Raw genomic sequence first — 21,789 nt, forward strand, 5'->3', positions numbered from 1 at the left:
ATGTGGGAGCGGGCTTGCTCGCGAAGAGGCCAGTCCATGCAGCACAAGTCTCAGGGCTTAACCTTGCGCCCAACCATATGCTGCAAATACCCCACCAGCATCCCCAGATCCCCATCTGGCAACACTTCGGCTGAAAACCCGGGCATTTTCGCCTGTGGCCACTGACGCAAACTCTGTGGGTCGCGGATGTAGCGTTTGAGGAAGTCCGCGCCGAAATACTCGGTCGGGTTGTACGGAATATTCAGGTCCGGCCCGAACTGCGCGTCCCCGGCGCCATTGAGTCGATGACAGGCCAGGCAATTCTTCTGGAACAAGGCAAAACCCTTGTTCACTGGATCATCCGCCTTCAGGGCCGGATCGGGCAGCAGGGCGGGAAAGCGTTCGGCCACGGGCGCCAGGCGCTTGATGCTCGCTACCTGGAACGGCCATTGTTCAGGGCTGATGTTGCCGGCCTGCGGGTTGGTCCAGACCAGATAGAACGGCCCGGCCCCCGGCTTGTCTGCGGACAGCGGTGGCCAGGGTTTGGCCGGGTCTTCAATCGCCAGCCACGCCCGTGCGCCCTGGGTATTGAGCAGCGGCGCAGCGCTCATTTCGGCGGCAAAGCCATCCAGGGCCACGGCTTGCAGGTGGTCGTCAGGCTTTATACCGGTCAGCAGTGCGGACAGCGGCACGGCGCGGTAGCTCATGTCCCGTTTGTAGGAAACGTCGTTGCTGATGCTGATGGTTTGAGCCTGAGGGTGCTTGAGCAATTCCTCGGTCTGCCAGGTGCGATTGTTCGCGCCCAGCTCCAGGTTCAGCTGTGCGGCATACAGGGGCGAGCCGAACAGCAGGGCCCCGAGCAGAATGAGCATTTTCAAGTGATTGCCGTCCATGTCGTGGAAGTGCCATCAAGGTTGGCACAGCCACGCTGGCCCGGGTAGCGGGCCAGTCACATTTTGATAGTGGCAATTGAAAAAACTGTGACGCCGTATCTTTTAGACGCGACTAGCCGATGACCTTGGTCAGGTTCGGCAATATCAACAACAGCGTGGTGGCAAAAAGGATGAGCCCGGCTTGACGTACTTTCGATTGTTTGAACATGGCTTGACCGCCTTTATTGTTATTTCCTGATGCCTGCCTGCATAGCTCCATGTCGGCAGCGCGTTGCACTTCCTGTAGTGACGAGCGCCTCGGCAAAACCCGACGACAACTTCGTACAAGTTCACCTTAGAGCCCGCGCTGCGCTTGGTTTAGATCCATTTAGTATGGTGTCCTTGCGATTTGCTTTAAAAAAGGCATGAGGCCTATTGCCAGCTTCTTTGCCGCCCTTTGGCTAGACAGCTTGGTGTCCTGAAACGGTTAAACCGGTAGCTGACTACCGTCCGTCTGAGCGTGTGCGTCAACGTCTGTGAGCGCTGCGGTCATTGAATCAAACCCGGCTCGGGCCAACAGTGGGCACTCGGTATTTACCCACCTGCACTGCGGTTCGAGGATGTCATGACCCAAGCATTGATTTTCGACGCGTTACGCACGCCCCGTGGCAAAGGCAAGGCCGATGGCGCCTTGCACAGTGTCAAACCGGTGAACCTGGTTGCCGGGTTGCTGACCGCGCTGCAACAGCGCACGGCGCTGGACACCAGCCAGGTCGATGACGTGGTGCTCGGCTGCGTGACGCCGATCGGCGATCAAGGTTCTGACATCGCCAAGACGGCCGCTCAGGTGGCCGACTGGGATGTCAGTGTGGCGGGCGTACAGATCAACCGTTTCTGCGCTTCGGGGCTTGAGGCAGTCAACCTCGGCGCGATGAAGGTGCGCTCAGGCTTCGAAGACCTGGTGGTGGTCGGTGGCGTCGAGTCGATGTCCCGGGTGCCGATGGGCAGCGACGGCGGTGCCTGGGCGCTGGATCCGGCGACCAATCTGCACAGTCACTTCACACCACAGGGCGTGGGCGCCGACCTGATCGCCACCCTTGAAGGCTTCAGCCGCCAGGATGTCGATGCCTACGCGCTGCATTCCCAGCAAAAGGCTGCGCGGGCACGGGCCGACGGCTCGTTCAACAAGTCGCTGGTGCCGGTGCAGGACCAGAACGGCATCATCCTGCTCGATCACGATGAGTTCATCCGCGCCGAATCAACCCTGGAAGGCCTGGGCAAGCTCAAACCGAGTTTCGAGATGATGGGGCAGATGGGCTTCGATGCCACCGCACTGCGGGTCTACAGCCATGTGGAGCGGATCAATCATGTGCACACACCCGGCAACAGTTCCGGGATTGTCGATGGCGCGGCGCTGATGCTCATCGGCTCCGAAGCCAAGGGGCGGGCGCTGGGCTTGCAGCCACGGGCGCGGATTGTCGCCACGGCGGTCACCAGCACCGACCCGACCATCATGCTCACCGGCCCCGCGCCGGCGACCCGCAAGGCGTTGGCCAAGGCCGGGCTGCGGGTCGAAGACATCGATCTGTTCGAGGTCAACGAGGCGTTCGCTTCGGTGGTGTTGAAATTCATCAAGGACATGGCCATCGATCCGGACAAGGTCAATGTCAACGGCGGTTCCATCGCCATGGGCCATCCGCTGGGCGCCACCGGTTGCGCCATTCTCGGCACGCTGCTCGATGAACTGGAGGCCCGACACCTGCGCTACGGTCTCGCGACCCTGTGTGTCGGCGGCGGCATGGGTATTGCCAGCATCATCGAACGCCTCTGAGTCCGGACTTCAAGGAACCTAGATATGAGCGAAGCCATTCGTTACGAAAAAGGCCAGGACCAGATCGTTGTCCTGACCATCGACATGCCGGGCCAGAGCGCCAACACCATGAACGCGGTGTACCGCGAGGCCATGGCTGACTGTGTTGCGCGCCTGGTGGCCGATAAAGACAGCATCGCCGGGGTGATCATTACCTCGGCCAAGAAAACCTTCTTTGCCGGCGGCGACCTCAATGAACTGATCAAGGTCGGCAAGCCTGAAGCCAAAGCCTTCTACGACATGGTGCTGACCCTCAAGGGGCAGTTGCGCACCCTGGAAACCCTCGGCAAGCCTGTGGTCGCGGCGATCAACGGCGCGGCACTCGGCGGCGGCTGGGAAATCTGCCTGGCCTGCCATCATCGCGTGGCACTGGACAATCCATCGGTGCAACTCGGCCTGCCGGAAGTCACCCTCGGCCTGCTGCCGGGCGGCGGTGGCGTGGTGCGCATGGTGCGCATGCTCGGGATCGAAAAGGCCCTGCCGTATTTGCTCGAAGGCAAGAAAGTTCGTCCGCAACAGGCGTTGCAGGCTGGGTTGATCGACGAATTGGCGACCGATCACGAAGACCTGCTGGCCAAGGCGCGGGCGTGGATTCACGCCAACCCGGTGGTGGTGCAGCGCTGGGATGTGAAGGGCTACCAGATTCCGGGCGGCACACCGTCAAGCCCGAAAGTCGCGCAGATGCTGGCGATTGCGCCGTCGATCCTGCGCAGCAAAACCCAGGGCACGATGCCCGCGCCGGAGAAAATCCTCTGTGCGGCGGTCGAGGGCGCCCAGGTGGATTTCGACACGGCGCACCTGATCGAAACCCGTTATTTCACCGAACTGACCACCGGCCAGGTCTCGAAGAACCTGATTGGCACGTTCTGGTTCCAGCTCAACGAAATCAATGCCGGTGGCTCGCGGCCTAAAGGGTTTACGCCTTATGTCACCCGCAAGGTCGGCGTGCTCGGTGCCGGGATGATGGGCGCCGGTATTGCATTTGTCAGCGCATCGGCCGGTATCGAGGTGGTGCTCAAGGACATCAACCTCGCCGCGGCGCAGAAGGGCAAGGCGCATTCGGCGGCGCTGCTGGACAAGAAAGTCGCTCGCGGACAAATGAGCATCGAGCAACGCGACACCGTGCTGTCACGCATTCAACCCAGCGAAAGCGATGCCGATCTCGCCGGTTGCGACCTGATCATCGAGGCCGTGTTCGAAGATCGTGAGTTGAAGGCCAAGGTCTCGCTGGCCGCCCAGAAAGTCGTCGGCGCGCACGCGGTGATCGCCTCCAACACCTCGACCTTGCCGATCAGCGGCCTGGCTTGCGCCGTGCCCGACCAGAGCAAGTTCATCGGCCTGCATTTCTTCAGCCCCGTGGAAAAAATGCCGCTGGTGGAGATCATCAAGGGCGCCAATACCAGCGATGAAACCCTGGCCCGCGGGTTCGATTTCGTCCTGCAAATCAAGAAAACCCCGATTGTGGTCAACGACAGCCGTGGTTTCTTCACCTCAAGGGTGTTCGGTACCTTTACCAATGAAGGCATCGCCATGCTGGGCGAAGGCGTGAACGCGGCGATGATCGAGACTGAAGCGCGCAAGGCCGGCATGCCTGTAGGACCGCTGGCGATCTCTGACGAAGTTTCCCTCAGCCTGATGAGCCATATCCGCCTGCAAACCGCCAAGGACCTGCACGCAGAAGGCAAACCGCTGATAGAACATCCGGCATTCGCCGTGATTGACTTGCTGCTCAACGAATACAAGCGTCCGGGCAAGGCTGCCGGTGGCGGTTTCTACGAGTACCCGGCGGGCGCCCAGAAACATCTGTGGCCTGAGTTGAACACGCGTTTCGAAAAAGTCGACGGGCAGATTTCGCCGAAGGATGTACGTGATCGCCTGCTGTTCGTGCAGGCCATCGAAACCGTGCGCTGTGTGGAAGAGGGCGTGTTGACCTCGACGGCGGATGCCAACATTGGCTCAATCTTCGGCATCGGTTTCGCCGCCTGGACCGGCGGTGCGCTGCAGTTCATCAACCAGTACGGCGTGCGGGACTTTGTTGCCCGCGCCGAATATCTGGCCAAGCAGTATGGCGAGCGGTTCGCGCCGCCCGCATTGCTGCTGGAGAAGGCGGCCAAAGGGGAGGCGTTCTAAGGGCCCGATGACACATTTCGGGGCTTGCCTTGTCACCGTGTTTCAAGGCAGGCTCTGGGGGTGTGCATTATTCCCATCACGTGTCAGGTATTTTTTATGTCGTTACGCATCTGCATTCTGGAAACCGACCACCTGCGTCCGGAATTGGTTGACCAATATCAGGGCTACGGGCAGATGTTCAAACACCTGTTTTCGCAGCAACCGATTGCCGCCGAGTTCACGGTCTACAACGTGGTGCAGGGTGAATACCCAAGCGACGACCTGACATTCGACGCTTACCTGGTGACGGGCAGCAAGGCCGACTCCTTCGGCACCGACCCGTGGATCGAAACCCTCAGGAAATATCTGCTGACTCGCTACGAGCGTGGCGACAAGCTGTTGGGCGTCTGCTTCGGTCATCAGTTGCTGGCGCTGCTGCTCGGTGGCAAGAGCGAGCGTGCAACCCAGGGCTGGGGTGTCGGCACCCACAACTACAAGCTGGCCGCCAAGGCTCCGTGGATGAACCCGGTGCGCGAGGAACTGACACTGCTGATCAGCCACCAGGATCAGGTCACGTCGCTGCCGGAGAACGCCACGGTCATCGCATCCAGCGATTTCTGCCCATATGCCGCCTACCACATCAATGATCAGGTGCTGTGCTTCCAGGGGCATCCGGAATTCATCCACGACTACTCCCGCGCCCTGCTGGAGATTCGTCAGGAGGCTCTGGGCGAACACATTTACTCAAAAGGCATTTCGAGCCTTGAGCACGAGCACCACGGCGCGACGGTTGCCGAGTGGATGATGCGGTTTGTTGCGCACAAGCCAGAAGCCAAAGCGGTTTAAAAGCTAGAAGCTTCGCGAGCAAGCCCGCTCCCACAGTGGATCTTTGGTGTTGCAGAGATCCACTGTGGGAGCGGGCTTGCTCGCGAATGGGGCAACCGGATTGCACCGTGGAAACGCAGTCCTACAACCACCCCGACTTCTTGAAACTTGCCCACAACCCCACGCAGCCCACCGTAATAAACCCCAGCACCCCGAAATACCCGTAGTGCCAGCTCAATTCCGGCATGTTCTGGAAGTTCATCCCGTAAATCCCCGCCACTGCCGTCGGGAAGGCCAGAATCGCCGCCCAGGCTGCAAACTTGCGCTGCACCACACTCTGGCGTGAAGCCTCCAACAGGACACCGACCTCAATCGTCTGGCTGGCAATGTCCGCCAGGGTCGTCAGGTCTTCCATCTGCCGCGTTACATGGATTTGCACGTCGCGAAAGTACGGGCGCATGTTTTTGTCGATGAACGGGAAGCTCAACTTTTGCAGTTCTTCACCGATTTCCACCATCGGCGCGGCAAACCGGCGCAAGCGCAAGACATCGCGACGCAGACTGTGAAGCTTTTGAATATCGCGCTCATTCAGCGCGCTGCACATCACGTTGCGTTCCAGCTCATCGATCTCGGCGTGGATCGCTTCGCCCATCGGCTGGTAGTTTTCAATGACGAAATCGAGGATGGCATAGAGTACGAAATCTTCCCCGTGCTCAAGCAACAGCGGACGTGCCTCGCAACGCTGGCGGACGTAGGCGTAGGACGCCGAATGACCATTGCGTGCGGTAATGATGTAACCGTTACCGGCAAAAATATGGGTCTCGATGAACTTGAGCTTGTCGTCTTCCCTGATGGGCGAATACGTCACGATGAACAGCGCATCGCCGAAGGTTTCCAGCTTCGGCCGGCTGTGCTTTTCCAGGGCGTCTTCAATGGCCAGTTCGTGCAGGTTGAACTGGCGTTGCAGGTTGTAGAGTTCCTCGGCGTTCGGCTCCTCGAGGCCGATCCAGACAAAGTGCCCGGGCTTTGCCGCCCAGGCTGCGCCTTCGTCGAGGGTGATATTGGTGACTTTCTTACCGGCGCTATAAACCGCAGCAGCAACAACTCTACCCATGATGGTGGTTCACTTCTTTGGCAGCTTTCAATTGGCAACAAATGCAATGGCAGTGTTGATCAGCTTAGCCTCGCAAGTGTTTGAGAGTCAGTTAAATCTGCCGAGTTCGCCGGTAAAGATTCGCAGGCAAAAGAAAACCCGCATCGGGCGGGTTTTCCAGTTCAGGCGGCTTGCAGTTGCCGGTCCATCGAATCGATGCATTCACGCATCTGCTCGCGGCACTGGGCAATCAGCATGGGCATGTCGTCCAGGCTCAATCCAACGGTAGGAATCGCCGGCAACGAGCGAATCAGAATTTTCCCGCTGCGCCAGCGGTTCAATCGCATGTGTTTGACGTAACTGCTGACACACACCGGAACGATCGGCACCCCGGCGGCGATGGCCATCTGGAAGGCGCCTTTCTTGAACGGCAGCAAGTCTTCACCCAGGTTGCGCGTGCCCTCCGGGAAGACCCAGATCGAGGTGTCCTTGTTCTGCAGGGTGTGGGTGGTGGTCAACATCGACTGGCGCGCCTTTTGCGCATTGCCACGGTCGATCAGCACATTGCCGGCCAGCCAGAACAACTGCCCGAACAGTGGCACCCATTTCAGGCTTTTCTTGCCGATGCACACGGTACGGCGGGGCACCACGTTGCCAAACACAAACAGGTCGTAGTTGGACTGGTGATTGGCGATGATCACGCAGCTGTCAGGTTTATCCATCAACGGCCCGACTTCGGCCTTCACCCGCAAACGCAAGATACACATGGCCGGCCATGCGTACAGGCGTGCGCACAGGCGGCTGTTGTCCGGGTTGAATGGTCGGCACAGGCCAAGAATCACACCCAGCACACCCGCCACGATAAAGTGCAGACCCATCAATGACATACGCAACAAAAACAGCATTTACAGGCCCCACCGGGACAAAAGGTGGCGCAGTGTACGGATGTGCACTGTTTTCGGCAATTGCTGCCCGGGAAGAGGGAGATAGCCGATGTTTGTGCTGATGTTTCCGACTAATCGGTAAGATGCTGTCTAGAGCGGTTACAGACGTTTAACAAACCGATGTATGAAAAAGCCCGACACGGCGGTCGGGCTTTTCGATGCAGCAGGTCCGGGCTTAACCCAGATGTTCCTGGTCCTGGATGATCGCGTTGTCCAATGCCTCCAGCAGCGCTTTGCGTACCTTCAACTTGGTGTTCTTGTGTGCGGTCATGTTGATCTTCTTCAACTGACGGGCCGCCGCCAGGGCCGCGCCCTGCAGTTCCTCGGCCGACACCACCACATCAAGGAAACCGGCAGCCACGGCGCCTTGTGGATTGAACATCTCGCCGTTGACCACCGAACGCTGCAGCGCCACCTTGTTCAGGCGATCACGTGCGATCTCGATGCCCGCGTGGTGCATGGTCATGCCGATCTGCACTTCGTTAAGGCCAATGCTGAACGCGCCGTCTACGCCGATGCGATAGTCCGCCGACAACAGCAGGAACGCACCCTTGGCCACCGCATGCCCCGGGCACGCCACAATCACCGGGAAGGGGTGCGACAGCAGGCGACGAGCCAGGGTCGAGCCGGAAGTCACCAGCGCCACCGCCTCTCTAGGGCCGGATGTCATCACCTTCAGGTCATAACCGCCGGAGAGAATGCCCGGCTGGCCGGTAATGATCACCACCGCACGATCAGCCACGGCCTGATCCAGCGCAGTGTTGAACGCGGCAATCACATCCGGGGAGATGGCATTGACCTTGCCATTGCTCAAGGTCAGGGTCGCGATACCGTCTTCGAGATGGTAAGAGATCAACTCACTCATGACGCTATTCCTTTCAATAAAGTTGGGCAGACGTTACCCACCGCCGCAGGCCAGGTAAAGCGCCGTGACTGACCCGCCAGTCACCCTTTGCCCGCCCGCCAGGCGTAACCCGCCGCGCCTGCCGCGCATTCCCCCCTATATAGAAGAGGTCACGAAGCCGGAGATTGGCCGGTTTGCCATGGCCCGGAACGACGGCAAACGCTGAATCGCGTTAACCGCATGAAAATTCTGAAAAAAATGTTTGCCATCGGAAAAGCTTTCGACTACATTAGCGCGCCTCGACAGACAGAACATGTTTGAAGAGATACGGTGAAGTGTCCGAGTGGCTTAAGGAGCACGCCTGGAAAGTGTGTATACAGGAAACTGTATCGAGAGTTCGAATCTCTCCTTCACCGCCACATTCTGTAAACACAAACCCCTGATTTTCCTAGAGAAAGTCGGGGGTTTGTGGTTTTTGGCGTCTGAAAAAGGGCGATATGGGAATACCGGGGACTTTTTGGCTCTTCTCGGCTTAACAAGCCCGGTTGCTGAATGTGCAGCGACGCTTGGAGAGTATCCCGCCGAAATTAAGGCTGGCAGGGTAGTGACCAGCCAAAAACGCAGTAAGCGTACCGTCTTACGCAACTCTCGGAGTTTGCCTACAACTTCAGCAGGGGCCACCGGATATTCTTGTACCCGCCCCGAACAGAATCTGAATCTCAGACACGAAAACGCCGCTTTCCTATTGCTGGATTGATTGCGGTATCTGGTTAGGTGTGACTGCGGAACCTGACTGCAGTATTGAATAGGGCTTGTCGCAAGAATGAGAATTGAACTAAAGAACCTTATCAAAGCTGCTCTGTTGATTTTTGCGGTGTGGCTCGCGCAGTTCATTGAGCATGAAACACTGACAGTATTCATCTTTACCACTGTATTTTCATGTGGTGGGTATTTTGCTGTTCGCAATCGCAAGAATATCAGTGCTTTTGCAAGAAAGTGGCCAAGCTCACTGGTCTTCACCGCATTCATTTTTTACATTTGCAAAATCGTGGCAGAAAAAACCATCAACGCTACCACTGGCATTGAAGTCGAAAATATCAGGTACGCCTCGACCATCGGCGGCTTCATTTTATCTATCCCGGTATCACTGCTTTTCATCAGCATTTGCATGCTCGTTTGTTGGCAGATAAAAGAGTTGTTTGGTGTGCGGATATGCGAGTCTTCCGAAGAGCACGTACCAGGGCTGAAGATCTTCTTCATCGGGGCCCTGATGGGAGTCGGCATGCTCGCTTCATCACAAGTTGATCCTTTAATACGGTATGCGGTTCTCGCTGACGCGTCGAAGGTCACGACCTGCGGGCCACTGGAAAATGACGTTGTCTACATCCGAAAAAATCCGGATACCTGTTCTAAAATCCACGTGAATCTTTCTAAGGGCATCTATAACTTTACCGATGTACCTGTGAAATCCAATTGAAGTGCGTCAACGTACCGTCGCCCGGGCCTTGACGGTTCTCTACTACGTTAGCTCAAGTCGCTCTTGCGCATAGTCCTTGCCTGCCAAGGTAAGTTCAAAAGTGGTGGCGCCGAACGTACCCCGTGTGACGTTTTGCTTCACAAGATGTTTAACCTGGAGTTGTTTCAGGCCATCTTCAACTTCCAGCTTGCTGAGTGAGACAAGCTTGCAAATTGAGTCTAGATTTGCAATTTTCCTGAAGTTAGCATGATAGGCCAAAGCCTCCATCAGCAGCGTTTGGTTATCTGTCAATTGCGGAAACTGAGGGTTGTTGTTTTTGTAGATTTTTCGCTCTATCTCATGTAGCTCGGTGTTAGCTCCGTCAGTGCTGCGGAAGTAGTAAATCGCTATAGACATAGTGCTGACTAACACCGCGATAATCATCAGCAGCAACCAGTTCGGCATTGGCGTTTCCAGCGAAAGCCAGTTCCATGCACGTAGCAGCCAGTCCTTGGTATCTGCCAGTAACGTCAGGTGGAAGTAGGTGTCGAGCAGTTTTGTGGCAGCCCAAGCAACAAGGAGGCCTCCAGCCAGGTAGGCCATAGTCTTGAACATGAACGGGGAATTCTTGTCTTCTGCTGCCATGCTGCTCGCCCCCAGTGCAGGAAACAGATCTTATTAGCATAGCAGTGGAAAAGCGCAGCTCTGGCATTGGTGCGGGTGGGGGAGGAATTGCTACAGGTAGGAGGGCGCTTTAGGGCCTGCCAGAGGCGTTTTAAACGCGAAGCTATGGACGGAGCGGTTGCACCGGCTGGTCTGGTGATTGGGGTTTGAATTTCAGGTGGGGCAAACAAGGGGCTTTCCGCGCTAGCGGTGACCAGGCCGATCCGGCTGTTAGACTGCTCAATCTCCTCGAATGGAATCGACCTCATGTTCCGTCCTCGCGCCAGCTTTCGCGGTGCAGCCAAGTTCATCGCGGCTGTGTCGATTGTTGCCATGTCACCACTGGCTCTCGCATCCGCTCCCGCAAACTTTCCCGACGCTCAAGCCAGCGACCCCGCCAGGCTGGGCTGGATGGTCGGCTCTCCACCCCCCGCTGATCGCACCGTGCGTTTTGAAGACGGCAGCTATTTCCGGTTCCCGGCAATGCGCTGGAGTGTTTCGAACTTTCGGCAGCTGATGCCGACGATCAACGTTTCACACGGCCTGGGTGCTCCGGCTCCACTGGAGATGGCGCTGCGCAAAGAGATCGACGGGATCAGTTTCGTCCCGCTCGGCGCCACTGCGCCGATGACCTGGGAGCAATCCCTCGCGGCGACCTACACCGATGGCATTGTGGTCATGCATCGCGGAAAAGTTGTCTACGAGCGCTACTTCGGCGTGTTGAAACCGGACGGCCAGCATGCTGCGATGTCGGTGACCAAGTCCGTGGTCGGCACGCTGGGCGCCCTGTTGGTGGCGCAGGGGCAGCTCGATGCTGGCAAGCGCGTTGCCGAATATGTACCGGAGCTGGCGGATTCTGCGTTTGGTGGCGCCACGGTACGCCAGGTGCTAGACATGACCACGGGCCTCAAGTACAGCGAGGACTACGCGGACCCGGATGCCGAGGTCTGGGCCCATGCCAGGGCAGGCAGTCCGCTGCCCAAACCCAAGGGTTATGAAGGCCCTCGCAGTTACTACGAGTTTCTGCAGACGGTGCAACCGCAAGGTGAGCACGGCAAAGCGTTTGCCTACAAAACCGTCAATACCGACGTGTTGGGCTGGGTCATCGCGCGCGCCACCGGTCGCAACGTTGCGCAACTGCTGTCGGAGAAAATCTGGAGCCGCTTGGGCGCCGAACAGGACGCCTATTTTACCGTGGATTCCATTGGCACGCCGTTCGCCGGTGGTGGCCTGAACACGGGGTTGCGGGACCTGGCGCGGTTTGGCGAGATGTTGCGTAACGGTGGTCGGTTCAATGGTCAGCAGATCGTGCCACAGGCAGTGGTCGATGATATCCGTGGCGGCGCTGATAAACAGGCGTTCGCCAGCGCGGGATACACATTGCTCAAAGACTGGAGTTACCGCTCGATGTGGTGGGTGACGGACAAGGAGGGCGGGGCGTTCATGGCGCGTGGGGTCCATGGGCAGCGCATCTATGTCGACCCGAGGGCCGAAATGGTCATCGTCCGCTACGCATCCCATCCGGTGGCCAGCAACTCGGCCAATGATCCCGTCACTTTGCCGGCGTTTGATGCGCTGGCTGAATATCTGAACAGGAATAGACAGCAATGATCACAACGACAACCCACTCCATCGAAGGCCGGCAAATTACCGCCTACCTGGACATCGTCAGCGCCGAGTCGGTGCAAGGGATCAACGTTGTCCGCGATGTGTTTGCCGGTATGCGCGACTTTTTCGGCGGGCGTTCCCAGACACTCGAGCGAGCGTTGAAGGAAGCACGCATTCAGGCCACCGATGAGATCAAGGAGCGGGCACGGGCGCTTGCGGCGGATGCGGTGGTTGGGCTTGATTATGAGATCAGCATGCCAGCCGGCAAAGGCGGGATGGTCGTGGTGTTTGTGACCGGGACGGCGGTCAAGTTGAGGTGAAAGGTGTGAAGCCATTCGTCGGTCACGGAAGAATCAGAACGGCAGGTCCATTAGTGACCGACTAGTCTCAAAAGCCTTGGCGATCGATATTCTTTCAGGCAAAGGGCTTGCCGGTGTCGATATCGCATTTTTGAACGGGGGTGAAGAGATGGCTGATCCGTATATCGAGGACGATGGCGCAGAGTTTCCGATCAACAATTCCGTGCGGTGTGGCCAGACCCAGTATGTGGCCAGTTTCGGCGAGGACCAGACCGAGGTCGACAAGATCAAGACCAGGGCGTGCCGGGTACTGAAGGGCAAATTCCTGCCCAAGGTGACAGCACCGGCCAGGAAGTAATCCACTACCGACAGACCCCGTCATTGAGCGGGGTTTTTCATGACTGAAAGGGATTTATGACAAGTTTTTTAAGGTGGTGATCGTTCACAAACTTTTCACAACACCCTACGTAGTCTCGACTCATCCGTTAGAAAGCAACACCTGGCCCGTTTCCCCAGCGGGCTTTTTTTTGTCCGCGATAAAACCTTTTCCAAAAATGCTGTCCAACCGTCGCCAATCGCGAAGTTGGACCAGCGCGCTGGACTTTGTCCGCGCAAAAGCATTCAATCGCGCCCCCTTTTTGTGTACCCCTATTTTTGAGGTTTTTGTCATGCGTTTAACACTGCCCGCTCTGGTTCTGGGGCTTATGGTCGCTCAAGGTGCAATGGCGGGTGACGGCACTGCCGCACTGGGCGGTGGCCTGGGTGGCGCATTGGGTAACGTGGTCGGCCAGAAAATGGGCGGCAGCACTGGTGCAGCGATTGGTGCGGGCGTGGCTGGCGCGGCGGGCAGCGCAGTTGCCGCCAAAAAAGGTCATCGCACCAGCGCTGCTATCGGTGGCGGTGTCGGTGCAGCCGGTGGTTCGGTGATCGGTAACAGCCTTGGTGGCAAGTCCGGTGCCACCATCGGTGCAGGCCTGGGCGGTGCATTGGGCGGCGGCGTGGGCAGCAACCTGGCCCATGGTCACAAGCGTCACTGATCCTGATCCTGATTTGAAAAGAGCCCGGCTTGATGCCGGGCTTTTTTGTATCTGAACGATTTACGCCGTAGCGGCTCAAATCTTCCATACCCTAGAAGAATGTGAGGCGTGCCATGAACCCGAAAACCAACGGCAAAAAAAACGCAAGCCAGAGTGCTCGACGCTTGATGTTGCCTGCGATTGTTTTTGGATTGCTGGTCTCTCAGGCGGTGCTGGCCGGAGGTAACGGAGATGCCGCTGTAGGCGGTGGTCTTGGCGGGGTGCTGGGCAACGTTGTCGGTGGCCAGGTGGGCGGCAGTACTGGCGCAGCGATCGGTGCGGGCGTCGGCGGAGCGGCCGGCGGTGCCATTGCCGCGCCCAAAAACAGCCGCACCGAGGCGGCGGTTGGCGGTGGTTTGGGCGCCGCGGGTGGCTCGGTGGTCGGCAACAGTCTTGGCGGTTCGACCGGATCGGCCATCGGCGCAGGTCTTGGCGGTGCGGCGGGCGGTGCGGTCGGCAATAACCTGGGGAGTGACAGCGGCCATTCCCATTCCGGTGGCGGTCATAAACATTCGAATAAGCACCACAATAAGCATCACTAGTTAAGCGAGGCATGCCATGAAAACCGCAGGCAAGGAAGAAAAAGGCCCGGGCGGACAGACGTATATCAACGATCCCGGCAATGAAGACCCGGGATCGTTGATGGATGATGCGACGGTGCCGCTTAACGATGCTGATGATGCGGGCGATGTCGGGAATATTGAGTTTGAAGATGAGGAAGAGGACGAAGACTGATCGAACCGTGTTGCAGCATTGACCGGTTGTCTACTTGATCGAGCGCGTCCATCGCCCAGTCCTCGATAGGCCGTGGCCTGCACTTCAGGTCACTGCGGAGGTGCGAAATGAACACTGATCCGAAAATCTTCGACGTTGATGAAACACCGGAGTATCCGCTGCCATCTCCTACTGACTCCTTGAGCCGCGACCAACGACCGCCGGACGATGATGATGCCGGCGTGGAGCAGGTTCCGAGCGACGACAACATTGAGGCAGACTCGGAAGATCGAGACGATGCGGGCGGTGATGACTCGGGTGAGCCGGCTATTTCGCCGCGATAGTGAGAAAACCCAAGTCCCGATTACTTCTTTAAGGAGTCGATCCGAAGGGGGGCATATCCGCCTCCAGAAGTTTCCAGGGTCCTCCATTATTACAAGTGCTTGTATCGATGTTTTGGAGAGGGTGCGTCAGGCTCGCCTTCATCAACTGTTGCCATTCTCTGCGAATCCGTCACCGAGCATCCCGGCTCGTTGGCCGGCGGGAAACTGCCGCTCAACCCCAATGGATTCACCCACCCCGTCGGGTTTCGGGTGTACTGATACGGGGTCAGCCCAGCGGCCAACCTGAGCGGATTTGGTGTCAGATAACGACCAATGTCCGGATGGTAGTAGCGATGCCGGTTGTAGTGCAGGTCGCTCTCAGCGTCGAAGTATTGCCCTTGGAACCGTAGCGGCTGTTCGAGTCGTTCGCCGTTGCCGTGGCTCAGTTTGCGTAGTTTGCCGTGGGCGTTGTATTTGGCCGACCAGACGATGGCGCCGCTGTAGCTGGTCAGCTCCTGTGGGGTGCCGAGGTGGTCGAGTTGGTAGTAGAACGGGCAGGCGTCTGCCCGGCCTTTGCCATCGAGCAGCGCCAGCGGGCGAAAGCTGCCAGGTTCGTAGACATAGCTGCGGTAGTGCCGGGGACTGCTTTCGGCGATGAGCTGGTCGCCTTGCCAGAAGAATTGCGTGGTGTGGTCGTCTACGGTTTTGCTGGTGCGCCTGCCGAAGGCGTCGTAGCGGTAGCTGACACTTTTACCGTCCGTGGTGCTGACGCCGATAAGACGGTGCTGGCTGTCGTAGGAGTATTCGGTGTCCTGGGGCGGCGTACCGCGGCGTTCGCGAATCAGGTTGCCGAAGGCGTCGTAGTCGTAGTGGTTGTCGTCACAGCGGTGCAGGCGGTTGCCCTGGAGCACACACGGGCCGGGGCGATTGTGGATCAGCAGGTTGCCGGTCGGGTCGTGAGCGAAGTTCTCTGCGCACTGGTCACGGGCGTGACGTACGTCGGTCAGGCGGTCGAGTGCATCGTATTGATAGCGGCTTGGGCCGTGGCGGCTGTCGATGATCTGCAGGAGGTTGCCCTTGGCGCTGTAGGCATACTGGCGGCGGTACAGTGGTCGTTGTTTTTGGCTGACGATATGGGCCTGCAAACGGCCTTGCTCGTCGTAGGCATAATCGCTGAGCAGCAGGCCCTGTTGGCGTTGCTGTTCGCGCCCGCCGACAACTCGATGGGTGGTCAGGCGCGTGCCGTTCAGGTCGATGGCAGTGAGGGCGCCCCCCTTGGCATGGTGGTAGTCGAGGACACAGGCGTCCGGCAGGCGCAGGCGCTTGAGCCGACCGCAGGCGTCGTAGTCGTAACGCAGGGTAGCCCAGCCTTGATGCTCGGTGATCAACCGGTCCTGGCGGTCGTATTCGAACGCCAGCGGGTGGTCCTGGCCGTCGTTAACGCTGACCAGCCGTCCGAGGCCGTCGTAGCAGTACTCGACCTTGATCCCGTCGGGCAAGGTTTTGACCAGTAACCGCCCGGCGCTGTCACGTTGATAACCGGTAACCAGTTGCGAACCGTCGTCACCAAACTCGGTTTTCTCCAGCAACTGGCCATTGAGGTTGTAGTTGTAGGTGGTACGACGGCCATCGAGGCCGGTTTCCTGTCTGATCAATCCACCCGGGGTGTAGTCCAGCTGGTAAGTGTCGCCGACCTCGTTTTCGATCTCTGTGAGCAATAACTGCCCATGGTCGTAGCGGTACTTCAGCATACTGCCGTCGGGGTTAATCCGACGGCTGATCAAATGCAGGTCGTCGGCGTATTCGTAACGGGTTACCCGTCCCAGTTCATCGGTGTCGGCGGTGACCCGGCCGTGGGCGTTGTAGCGATAGGCACGGTACGCACCGGTGGGCAGCGTGGTCCGGGTCAGTCGACCCAGGGCATCCCACTCATATCGGGTGATGGCGCCGTGTTCGTCCTGCCGAGTAATCCGCTGCCCCAACGCGTCGTAGGAAAAAACGCGCTGAGCAGCATCCGGCAGCGTCTCTTCCAGCAATTGCCCCAAGGCGTTCCAGACAAATCGGTGACCGCTCTGGTCGGGGAACCGGATCGTCAGCAAGCGCCCCGGCGAATCGTAGAAATAGCGGGTGATCTGCCCGTCGGGATCGGTGACGGCAGTGATATCACCCTGGGTATTGCGCTGGTAGCGCCACGTCGCCTGAGCGCGGGTGCAGCTGTGCAGGAAACCGTGGCGATACTCGTAGAACATGGGCGCCTGATCCGGCGCTAGCAGCATGATCAGTTGGCCGAGTTCGTCATAATGATATTCGGTGACGGTGCCGAGGGCGTCCTGCTCGGCGATCAGACGGCCCTGATCGTCGTAGGCCTTATGCCGTTCACCGCCGTCCAGCCCGATCTGGCGCACCAGCCGTGTGCGGTCGTGATGAACGTAAACCTCTTCGCTACCGTCGGCGTTGCGCACCGTCACGCAGCCTTGATCGTCCCAGGCGTAGCGCGCTTCGATCTGCGCAAACGAGGCCCAGTGATGGACGCAACGGGCGCTCTTGCCGCAGCGTTCCCACGCCCAGAAGAAGCTCGCGCCGCCGGCCAGTTGTCGTTGCAGGATGACGTGCTGCTCGTCGTAGTCATAGCGCTCGCTTTCCCCCGCGGCGTTGGTGACCTCGATCAAGCGCTGGCGGGCGTCGTAGCGGTAGCTGACCAGTGTCTGTTCGGTGTGCCAGGTATTCGCCTCGCAGTCGCTGCGCTGAAACACCTGATAGTCGACGGCCAACAGATGCTTGAGGTCATAACGCAGCAGCAAGGCGCGGCCGGCGCCATTGTCCAGGCGTTGAATCCGGTCAACGCTGTCGCGCTGTACCGTCAGGCGGTTGCCGTAGGCGTCGCTGATCACACTGAGCCGGCCATCGCGGAAATGATAAAAACGCGCCGCGTCGCCGGCCAGGACGAGAATCAGTTCGTCCGGCTCCTCGCCAAGGTAAATTGCCGCCCGCGACAGGCTGTGGCGGATCACCGGGCGCGCCGCCCTCGGCCATGGAAAAGACGTGCGGCGATTTTCAGGGTCGATCCACAGCACCTGCTCGCCGTGGAGTTCCAGGTGTTGGGACAGCGAATGGCTCCAGCCAAATCCGAGGCCGTTGTCGAGTTCGACGGCTCTGGTGCGATAGAGGCGGGTGAAGTCGAATGACAGGATCCCGTCGAGGGTGCCGTCCGTGAGGGTCAGCAGTACTTCGCCGGTGACCATCGACACTGGGCAGTGGTGGGGGGCGGAGCGCTCGATGGTGTCGGCATTGGCGACGACTTCGAACCGATGCACCCGATTCAGGGAGCCGCAGGCGGGGCATGCCAATACCTTTTGGGGATCGAACATCTGCAGACTTTCGCTTGGCGGAATGTAGGACGTGAGACTGTGCGGAGGATCTTCAAGAAAAGCAGTCGGGAAAGTTGGTGTTTGGTGTAGGGCGATTCGTTAAATCATACAGAGCCATTCAGCGCGAATCGGGATTTCATCGTTGCTCCAGGCCAGCAGCGCTCGTTATGCTGCTGAATCCTTTAATCCATTCGGGAGCGAGCCTCACCTGCGCCGCTCGGGATGCCTCGGAAAACGGATCAGATGCGATGAATGCACCACTGAAAGCATTCGGCCCGATCAAGGCCGTGATATTCGATATGGACGGCTTGTTGCTGGATACGGAGGGCATCTACACCGAAGTCACGTCCATCATCGCCGCGCGTTACGGCCGAACGTTCGACTGGAGTATCAAGCAGAACATCATCGGTCGCGGTGCAGGTGATCTGGCGTGCTATGTGGTTGAAGCGCTGGACCTGCCGATTACCGCCGAAGAATTCCTGGTGATCCGCGAGCCGCTGATGCGCGAGCGTTTTCCTACGGCGCAAGCGATGCCTGGCGCACAGGAGCTGGTACGGCATCTGAAGGCCAACAATATTCCCATTGCCGTCGGCACCAGTTCTTCAAGCCAGTCGTTCGGCCAGAAGACCACCTTGCACCGCGACTGGTTCGCCTTGTTCGACTTCATCGTCACCGCCGATGACCCGGAGGTGGGCGCGGCAAAACCGGCACCGGATATTTTCCTGACGGCGGCACGGCGCCTGGGCGTCGCGCCCGAGGATTGCCTGGTGTTCGAGGATTCGCCCTTCGGCGTCACCGCGGCGAAAGCGGCGGGGATGACGGCGATTGCGATTCCGGATGTGGCAATGGCCGACGCCAGGTACGCACACGCTGATGGCATTCTTCGTACGTTGAAGGCGTTCGAGCCGGGTGCTTTTGGGTTGCCGGCGCTTGAATGGACCTGACACCAGATAAAAAATGTGGGCTTGCTCGCGAAAGCGCTGAATCAGACGACATCAATGTTGCCTGACACAGCGTCTTCGCGAGCAAGCCCGCTCCCACAGTTATTGCAGTTGGCTGACAGGCATCAGGCGCCGAAACCACCGTCGATGGTCAGGCTGGCCCCGGTGATGTAGCCGGCTTCGGGACTGACGAGGTAGGCAACGAAGCTGGCGATCTCTTCGGCCTTGCCGTATCGGCCCACGGCCATCAGCGGGATCAGGCTTTCCGCAAAGTCACCGTGGGCCGGGTTCATGTCGGTGTCGACCGGGCCCGGTTGCACGTTGTTGATGGTGATGCCTTGCGGGCCGAGATCACGGGCCAGGCCTTTGGTCAGGCCGACCAGTGCCGACTTGCTCATGGCGTACGGGCCGCCACCGGCAAAGGGCATGCGGTCGGCGTTGGTGCTGCCGATGTTGATGATGCGACCGCCTTCGGTCATGTGTCTGGCGGCGGCCTGGGTGGCGATGAACACGCTGCGCACGTTGATGGCCAGGGTCTGGTCGAAGTCTTCGAGTTTGAATTCGGCCAGCGGTGCGACCGCCAGTACGCCGGCATTGTTGACCAGGATATCCAGGCGACCGAAGGCTTCTACCGTGGCGGACACGGCACCGCGGATGGCGTCGGCGTCGGCGCTGTCGGCCTTGATGGCCAGGGCCTTGCCGCCCTTGGCGGTGATGCTGTCTTGCAGTTCTTCAGCCTTGGCCGTCGAACTGACATAAGTGAAGGCAACGGTCGCGCCTTCAGCGGCCAGGCGCTTGACGATGGCTGCACCGATACCGCGGGAACCACCTTGAATCAATGCCACTTTGCCGCTGAGGTTCTGAGTAGTCATGTCGGTCTCCAAGTTCCGAGGCGAGATGTCCCGGTTGATGGAGCCTAGTATCGATTCAGGATTAAGTGCTGTGTAGACCATAATTGCGATAGTCTGTGTAAACCAAAAGTTTATAGTGGCGCTTATGGAAACCTTCAGCAGTATCGAATGCTTTGTGCGCAGCGCCGAGGTTGGCAGCTTCGCTGAAGCTGCGCGGCGCTTGAGCCTGACACCGGCGGCGGTGGGCAAGAGCGTCGCCAAGCTCGAAGCGCGGCTGGGCGTCAGACTGTTCCAGCGCAGCACGCGCAGCCTGACGCTGACGGAGGCCGGCCAGTTGTTTCTTGGCGAAGTCAGCGGCAGCCTGCACACGATCCAGAATGCCGTGGCCAATCTTGCCAGTGCCGGAGGGCAGCCAGCGGGCACCTTGAAAGTCAGCATGGGGACGGTATTCGGCTGCCTGTACATTGTGCCGATGCTCGGCGAGTTTCTGCGGCGATTTCCGGCGATCAACCCGGACTGGCACTTCGACAACCGCCAGGTCGATCTGATCGGGCAGGGTTTTGACGCGGCAATCGGCGGTGGCTTTGAACTGCCCCAGGGCGTGGTGGCGCGCCGGCTGAGTCCCGCGCATCGGGTATTGGTGGCGACGAAGGACTATCTGGAGACACATGCGGCAATCAGCGAGCCGGACGACCTCAAGCACCATGACGGGATTCTAATCCGTTCGCCGCAGACCGGTCGGGTGCGCTCCTGGCAGTTGACCCATCGCAATCAGCAACACAGCCCGTTGACGCTCAAGGCGCGGATGACCATGAGCGATTCCGAGGCCGCCTGCGCCACGGCCGCGCAGGGGCTGGGCATTGCGCTGGTGAGCATGCCGTTTGCCTCGGGCTATCTGGAGTCGGGCAGGTTGCAGCGGGTATTGCCGGACTGGTACATCGACGACGGCTACACCTCTATCTATTATGCCGAACACAAACTGCTGCCCGGCAAGACCCGGGCGTTTGTCGAATTCGTCATTGAGCAGTTTGCCGAGCGGGGGTTGGGGCAGAGGTTCAGTGCGGTTTGAGTCAGGCTCCAGACCGAGTTGCCTTCTTCGCGAGCAAGCCCGCTCCCACATTTGATCTGTTGCGAATGCAAAAATTGTATTCACTGGAGATCCAGTGTGTGCGGGCTTGCTCGCGAAGGGGGCGCCGCAATCTACCGGGCAAACCGCGCCGGCCAGCCAATGATGTTTTTCGGCCGCGGCGTCGCATAGGTCCGCACTTTCGAGGTCGACAGGCCCAACCGCACCAGCGATTCGGCAATGGTCACTGCCGCCGTCACGCCATCCACCACCGGTACGCCAGTACGTCGGCGAATCTGCTCGTCCAGCCCGGCCATGCCGCCGCAGCCCAGGCAAATCACTTCGGCCTTGTCCTGGCTCACCGCCAGTTCGGCCTGATGCACGATGGCTTCCAGTGCGCGCTGCGGTTCGTGCTCCAGCTCCAGCACCGCCAAACCACTGGCCCGTACCGAGGCGCAGCGGTCCCAGAGGCCGGAGAGCTTGAGGCGATCTTCGATCAGCGGCACGGTGCGGTCGAGGGTGGTGACCACGGAATAGGCGTGGCCGAGAAACATCGCCGTGCTGGCGGCGGCATCGGTGATGTCCACCACCGGCACGTTGAGCAGTTCTTGCAAACCTTCACGGCCGTGCTCGCCGTAGCCGGCCTGGATCACCGCGTCGAAAGGCTGGTCGTAGGACATTACCCGGTCCATGACCGCGATCGCCGCCAGGTAACTTTCGAAATTGCCCTCGATGGAGTCGGCGCCGAAGTGCGGGGTGAGGCCGACGATTTCCGTGCCGGGCGACGCGACGGCCTGCGCCGAGCGGGCGATGGCCTGGGTGATGGATTCGGTGGTGTTGACGTTGACCACGAGAATGCGCATGGGGAGTCCTTATTGCAGAGGGTTC

General features: G+C 59.2%; 21 protein-coding genes and 1 tRNA gene. 14 read left to right on the forward strand and 8 right to left on the reverse strand.

What is annotated here, in order from left to right; genetic code table 11:
* Nucleotides 1–50: 50 nt before the first annotated feature.
* A complete protein-coding gene (locus KGA88_RS00610; protein ID WP_223588202.1) occupies nucleotides 51–872 on the reverse strand; it encodes a c-type cytochrome in 822 nt (273 codons plus the stop codon).
* A 604-nt stretch (nucleotides 873–1,476) separates the two neighbouring features.
* On the opposite strand from KGA88_RS00610, the gene KGA88_RS00615 reads away from it, so the two are divergent.
* From KGA88_RS00615 to KGA88_RS00625, 3 genes are all read left to right on the forward strand, one after another.
* Complete coding sequence (locus KGA88_RS00615; protein WP_223588204.1) at nucleotides 1,477–2,682, forward strand: acetyl-CoA C-acetyltransferase; 1,206 nt, start codon at nucleotides 1,477–1,479, stop codon at nucleotides 2,680–2,682.
* 24 nt (nucleotides 2,683–2,706) lie between these two features.
* A complete protein-coding gene (locus KGA88_RS00620; RefSeq protein ID WP_223588206.1) occupies nucleotides 2,707–4,851 on the forward strand; it encodes a 3-hydroxyacyl-CoA dehydrogenase NAD-binding domain-containing protein in 2,145 nt (714 codons plus the stop codon).
* A gap of 96 nt (nucleotides 4,852–4,947) precedes the next feature.
* Nucleotides 4,948–5,676, forward strand: coding sequence for an amidotransferase (locus KGA88_RS00625; RefSeq protein ID WP_110659492.1), 729 nt, complete (start codon nucleotides 4,948–4,950; stop codon nucleotides 5,674–5,676).
* A 121-nt stretch (nucleotides 5,677–5,797) separates the two neighbouring features.
* Here the strand turns inward: KGA88_RS00625 and KGA88_RS00630 are convergent, their stop codons facing one another.
* From KGA88_RS00630 to KGA88_RS00640, 3 genes are all read right to left on the reverse strand, one after another.
* Nucleotides 5,798–6,769: a magnesium and cobalt transport protein CorA gene (locus KGA88_RS00630; RefSeq protein WP_110659490.1), complete on the reverse strand. Its 972-nt coding sequence runs from the start codon at nucleotides 6,767–6,769 to the stop codon at nucleotides 5,798–5,800.
* 161 nt (nucleotides 6,770–6,930) lie between these two features.
* On the reverse strand, nucleotides 6,931–7,653 hold the full coding sequence (locus KGA88_RS00635; RefSeq protein ID WP_223588208.1) for a lysophospholipid acyltransferase family protein: 723 nt from the start codon (nucleotides 7,651–7,653) through the stop codon (nucleotides 6,931–6,933).
* A gap of 214 nt (nucleotides 7,654–7,867) precedes the next feature.
* Nucleotides 7,868–8,557, reverse strand: coding sequence for a crotonase/enoyl-CoA hydratase family protein (locus tag KGA88_RS00640; RefSeq protein ID WP_110659488.1), 690 nt, complete (start codon nucleotides 8,555–8,557; stop codon nucleotides 7,868–7,870).
* Nucleotides 8,558–8,865: 308 nt separating this feature from the next.
* Here KGA88_RS00640 and KGA88_RS00645 point away from each other — a divergent pair.
* Nucleotides 8,866–8,955: transfer RNA gene (locus KGA88_RS00645), tRNA-Ser, on the forward strand.
* A 404-nt stretch (nucleotides 8,956–9,359) separates the two neighbouring features.
* Nucleotides 9,360–10,013, forward strand: a complete 654-nt coding sequence (locus tag KGA88_RS00650) for a hypothetical protein (RefSeq protein ID WP_223588210.1) — start codon at nucleotides 9,360–9,362, stop codon at nucleotides 10,011–10,013.
* 42 nt (nucleotides 10,014–10,055) lie between these two features.
* On the opposite strand, the gene KGA88_RS00655 is transcribed toward KGA88_RS00650, so the two are convergent.
* Entirely contained in the window at nucleotides 10,056–10,637 is a 582-nt protein-coding gene (locus tag KGA88_RS00655) for a hypothetical protein (protein WP_223588212.1), read from the reverse strand.
* A 351-nt stretch (nucleotides 10,638–10,988) separates the two neighbouring features.
* Here KGA88_RS00655 and KGA88_RS00660 point away from each other — a divergent pair, with 351 nt between their 5' ends.
* The 7 genes from KGA88_RS00660 (at nucleotide 10,989) to KGA88_RS00690 (ending at nucleotide 14,696) form a co-directional block, all read left to right on the forward strand.
* A complete protein-coding gene (locus tag KGA88_RS00660) occupies nucleotides 10,989–12,266 on the forward strand; it encodes a serine hydrolase domain-containing protein (RefSeq protein ID WP_411740824.1) in 1,278 nt (425 codons plus the stop codon).
* Nucleotides 12,263–12,583 (forward strand): YbjQ family protein, encoded by a 321-nt coding sequence (locus KGA88_RS00665; RefSeq protein ID WP_085723181.1) that lies wholly within the window; start codon nucleotides 12,263–12,265, stop codon nucleotides 12,581–12,583. Before KGA88_RS00660 ends, KGA88_RS00665 begins: the two co-directional genes overlap by 4 nt.
* 148 nt (nucleotides 12,584–12,731) lie before the next feature.
* Complete coding sequence (locus KGA88_RS00670) at nucleotides 12,732–12,920, forward strand: hypothetical protein (protein ID WP_110659496.1); 189 nt, start codon at nucleotides 12,732–12,734, stop codon at nucleotides 12,918–12,920.
* 310 nt (nucleotides 12,921–13,230) lie between these two features.
* Nucleotides 13,231–13,599, forward strand: a complete 369-nt coding sequence (locus KGA88_RS00675) for a bacteriocin (RefSeq protein ID WP_110659484.1) — start codon at nucleotides 13,231–13,233, stop codon at nucleotides 13,597–13,599.
* Nucleotides 13,600–13,712: 113 nt separating this feature from the next.
* A complete protein-coding gene (locus KGA88_RS00680) occupies nucleotides 13,713–14,180 on the forward strand; it encodes a glycine zipper domain-containing protein (protein WP_110659483.1) in 468 nt (155 codons plus the stop codon).
* 16 nt (nucleotides 14,181–14,196) lie between these two features.
* On the forward strand, nucleotides 14,197–14,373 hold the full coding sequence (locus KGA88_RS00685) for a hypothetical protein (RefSeq protein ID WP_181432032.1): 177 nt from the start codon (nucleotides 14,197–14,199) through the stop codon (nucleotides 14,371–14,373).
* A 107-nt stretch (nucleotides 14,374–14,480) separates the two neighbouring features.
* Entirely contained in the window at nucleotides 14,481–14,696 is a 216-nt protein-coding gene (locus KGA88_RS00690) for a hypothetical protein (protein WP_110659482.1), read from the forward strand.
* Nucleotides 14,697–14,785: 89 nt separating this feature from the next.
* On the opposite strand, the gene KGA88_RS00695 is transcribed toward KGA88_RS00690, so the two are convergent.
* Nucleotides 14,786–18,043: an RHS repeat-associated core domain-containing protein gene (locus KGA88_RS00695; protein WP_223588216.1), complete on the reverse strand. Its 3,258-nt coding sequence runs from the start codon at nucleotides 18,041–18,043 to the stop codon at nucleotides 14,786–14,788.
* A gap of 248 nt (nucleotides 18,044–18,291) precedes the next feature.
* On the opposite strand from KGA88_RS00695, the gene KGA88_RS00700 reads away from it, so the two are divergent.
* Nucleotides 18,292–18,987: an HAD-IA family hydrolase gene (locus KGA88_RS00700; protein ID WP_223588218.1), complete on the forward strand. Its 696-nt coding sequence runs from the start codon at nucleotides 18,292–18,294 to the stop codon at nucleotides 18,985–18,987.
* 122 nt (nucleotides 18,988–19,109) lie between these two features.
* Here the strand turns inward: KGA88_RS00700 and KGA88_RS00705 are convergent, their stop codons facing one another.
* A complete protein-coding gene (locus KGA88_RS00705) occupies nucleotides 19,110–19,856 on the reverse strand; it encodes a 3-oxoacyl-ACP reductase family protein (RefSeq protein ID WP_110659479.1) in 747 nt (248 codons plus the stop codon).
* 124 nt (nucleotides 19,857–19,980) lie between these two features.
* On the opposite strand from KGA88_RS00705, the gene KGA88_RS00710 reads away from it, so the two are divergent.
* Nucleotides 19,981–20,904 carry a LysR family transcriptional regulator gene (locus KGA88_RS00710; protein WP_223588220.1) on the forward strand — a complete coding sequence of 308 codons (924 nt, stop codon included), beginning with the start codon at nucleotides 19,981–19,983 and terminating at the stop codon, nucleotides 20,902–20,904.
* 131 nt (nucleotides 20,905–21,035) lie between these two features.
* Here the strand turns inward: KGA88_RS00710 and KGA88_RS00715 are convergent, their stop codons facing one another.
* Nucleotides 21,036–21,764: an aspartate/glutamate racemase family protein gene (locus tag KGA88_RS00715; protein WP_110662053.1), complete on the reverse strand. Its 729-nt coding sequence runs from the start codon at nucleotides 21,762–21,764 to the stop codon at nucleotides 21,036–21,038.
* Between the last annotated feature and the right edge of the window lie 25 nt (nucleotides 21,765–21,789).

This window comes from Pseudomonas sp. A-R-19 (assembly GCF_019956575.1).
Taxonomy (GTDB): Bacteria; Pseudomonadota; Gammaproteobacteria; order Pseudomonadales; family Pseudomonadaceae; genus Aquipseudomonas.

Coding starts and splice junctions, on each gene's coding strand:
- KGA88_RS00635 (WP_223588208.1), bottom strand. CDS start 7,653: ATGCTGTTTTTGTTGCGTATGTCATTGATGGGTCTGCACTTTATCGTG.
- KGA88_RS00670 (WP_110659496.1), top strand. CDS start 12,732: ATGGCTGATCCGTATATCGAGGACGATGGCGCAGAGTTTCCGATCAAC.
- KGA88_RS00620 (WP_223588206.1), top strand. CDS start 2,707: ATGAGCGAAGCCATTCGTTACGAAAAAGGCCAGGACCAGATCGTTGTC.
- KGA88_RS00690 (WP_110659482.1), top strand. CDS start 14,481: ATGAACACTGATCCGAAAATCTTCGACGTTGATGAAACACCGGAGTAT.
- KGA88_RS00665 (WP_085723181.1), top strand. CDS start 12,263: ATGATCACAACGACAACCCACTCCATCGAAGGCCGGCAAATTACCGCC.
- KGA88_RS00615 (WP_223588204.1), top strand. CDS start 1,477: ATGACCCAAGCATTGATTTTCGACGCGTTACGCACGCCCCGTGGCAAA.
- KGA88_RS00655 (WP_223588212.1), bottom strand. CDS start 10,637: ATGGCAGCAGAAGACAAGAATTCCCCGTTCATGTTCAAGACTATGGCC.
- KGA88_RS00610 (WP_223588202.1), bottom strand. CDS start 872: ATGGACGGCAATCACTTGAAAATGCTCATTCTGCTCGGGGCCCTGCTG.
- KGA88_RS00715 (WP_110662053.1), bottom strand. CDS start 21,764: ATGCGCATTCTCGTGGTCAACGTCAACACCACCGAATCCATCACCCAG.
- KGA88_RS00695 (WP_223588216.1), bottom strand. CDS start 18,043: ATGTTCGATCCCCAAAAGGTATTGGCATGCCCCGCCTGCGGCTCCCTG.
- KGA88_RS00625 (WP_110659492.1), top strand. CDS start 4,948: ATGTCGTTACGCATCTGCATTCTGGAAACCGACCACCTGCGTCCGGAA.
- KGA88_RS00685 (WP_181432032.1), top strand. CDS start 14,197: ATGAAAACCGCAGGCAAGGAAGAAAAAGGCCCGGGCGGACAGACGTAT.
- KGA88_RS00640 (WP_110659488.1), bottom strand. CDS start 8,557: ATGAGTGAGTTGATCTCTTACCATCTCGAAGACGGTATCGCGACCCTG.
- KGA88_RS00630 (WP_110659490.1), bottom strand. CDS start 6,769: ATGGGTAGAGTTGTTGCTGCTGCGGTTTATAGCGCCGGTAAGAAAGTC.
- KGA88_RS00710 (WP_223588220.1), top strand. CDS start 19,981: ATGGAAACCTTCAGCAGTATCGAATGCTTTGTGCGCAGCGCCGAGGTT.
- KGA88_RS00650 (WP_223588210.1), top strand. CDS start 9,360: ATGAGAATTGAACTAAAGAACCTTATCAAAGCTGCTCTGTTGATTTTT.
- KGA88_RS00705 (WP_110659479.1), bottom strand. CDS start 19,856: ATGACTACTCAGAACCTCAGCGGCAAAGTGGCATTGATTCAAGGTGGT.
- KGA88_RS00660 (WP_411740824.1), top strand. CDS start 10,989: ATGTCACCACTGGCTCTCGCATCCGCTCCCGCAAACTTTCCCGACGCT.
- KGA88_RS00700 (WP_223588218.1), top strand. CDS start 18,292: ATGAATGCACCACTGAAAGCATTCGGCCCGATCAAGGCCGTGATATTC.
- KGA88_RS00680 (WP_110659483.1), top strand. CDS start 13,713: ATGAACCCGAAAACCAACGGCAAAAAAAACGCAAGCCAGAGTGCTCGA.
- KGA88_RS00675 (WP_110659484.1), top strand. CDS start 13,231: ATGCGTTTAACACTGCCCGCTCTGGTTCTGGGGCTTATGGTCGCTCAA.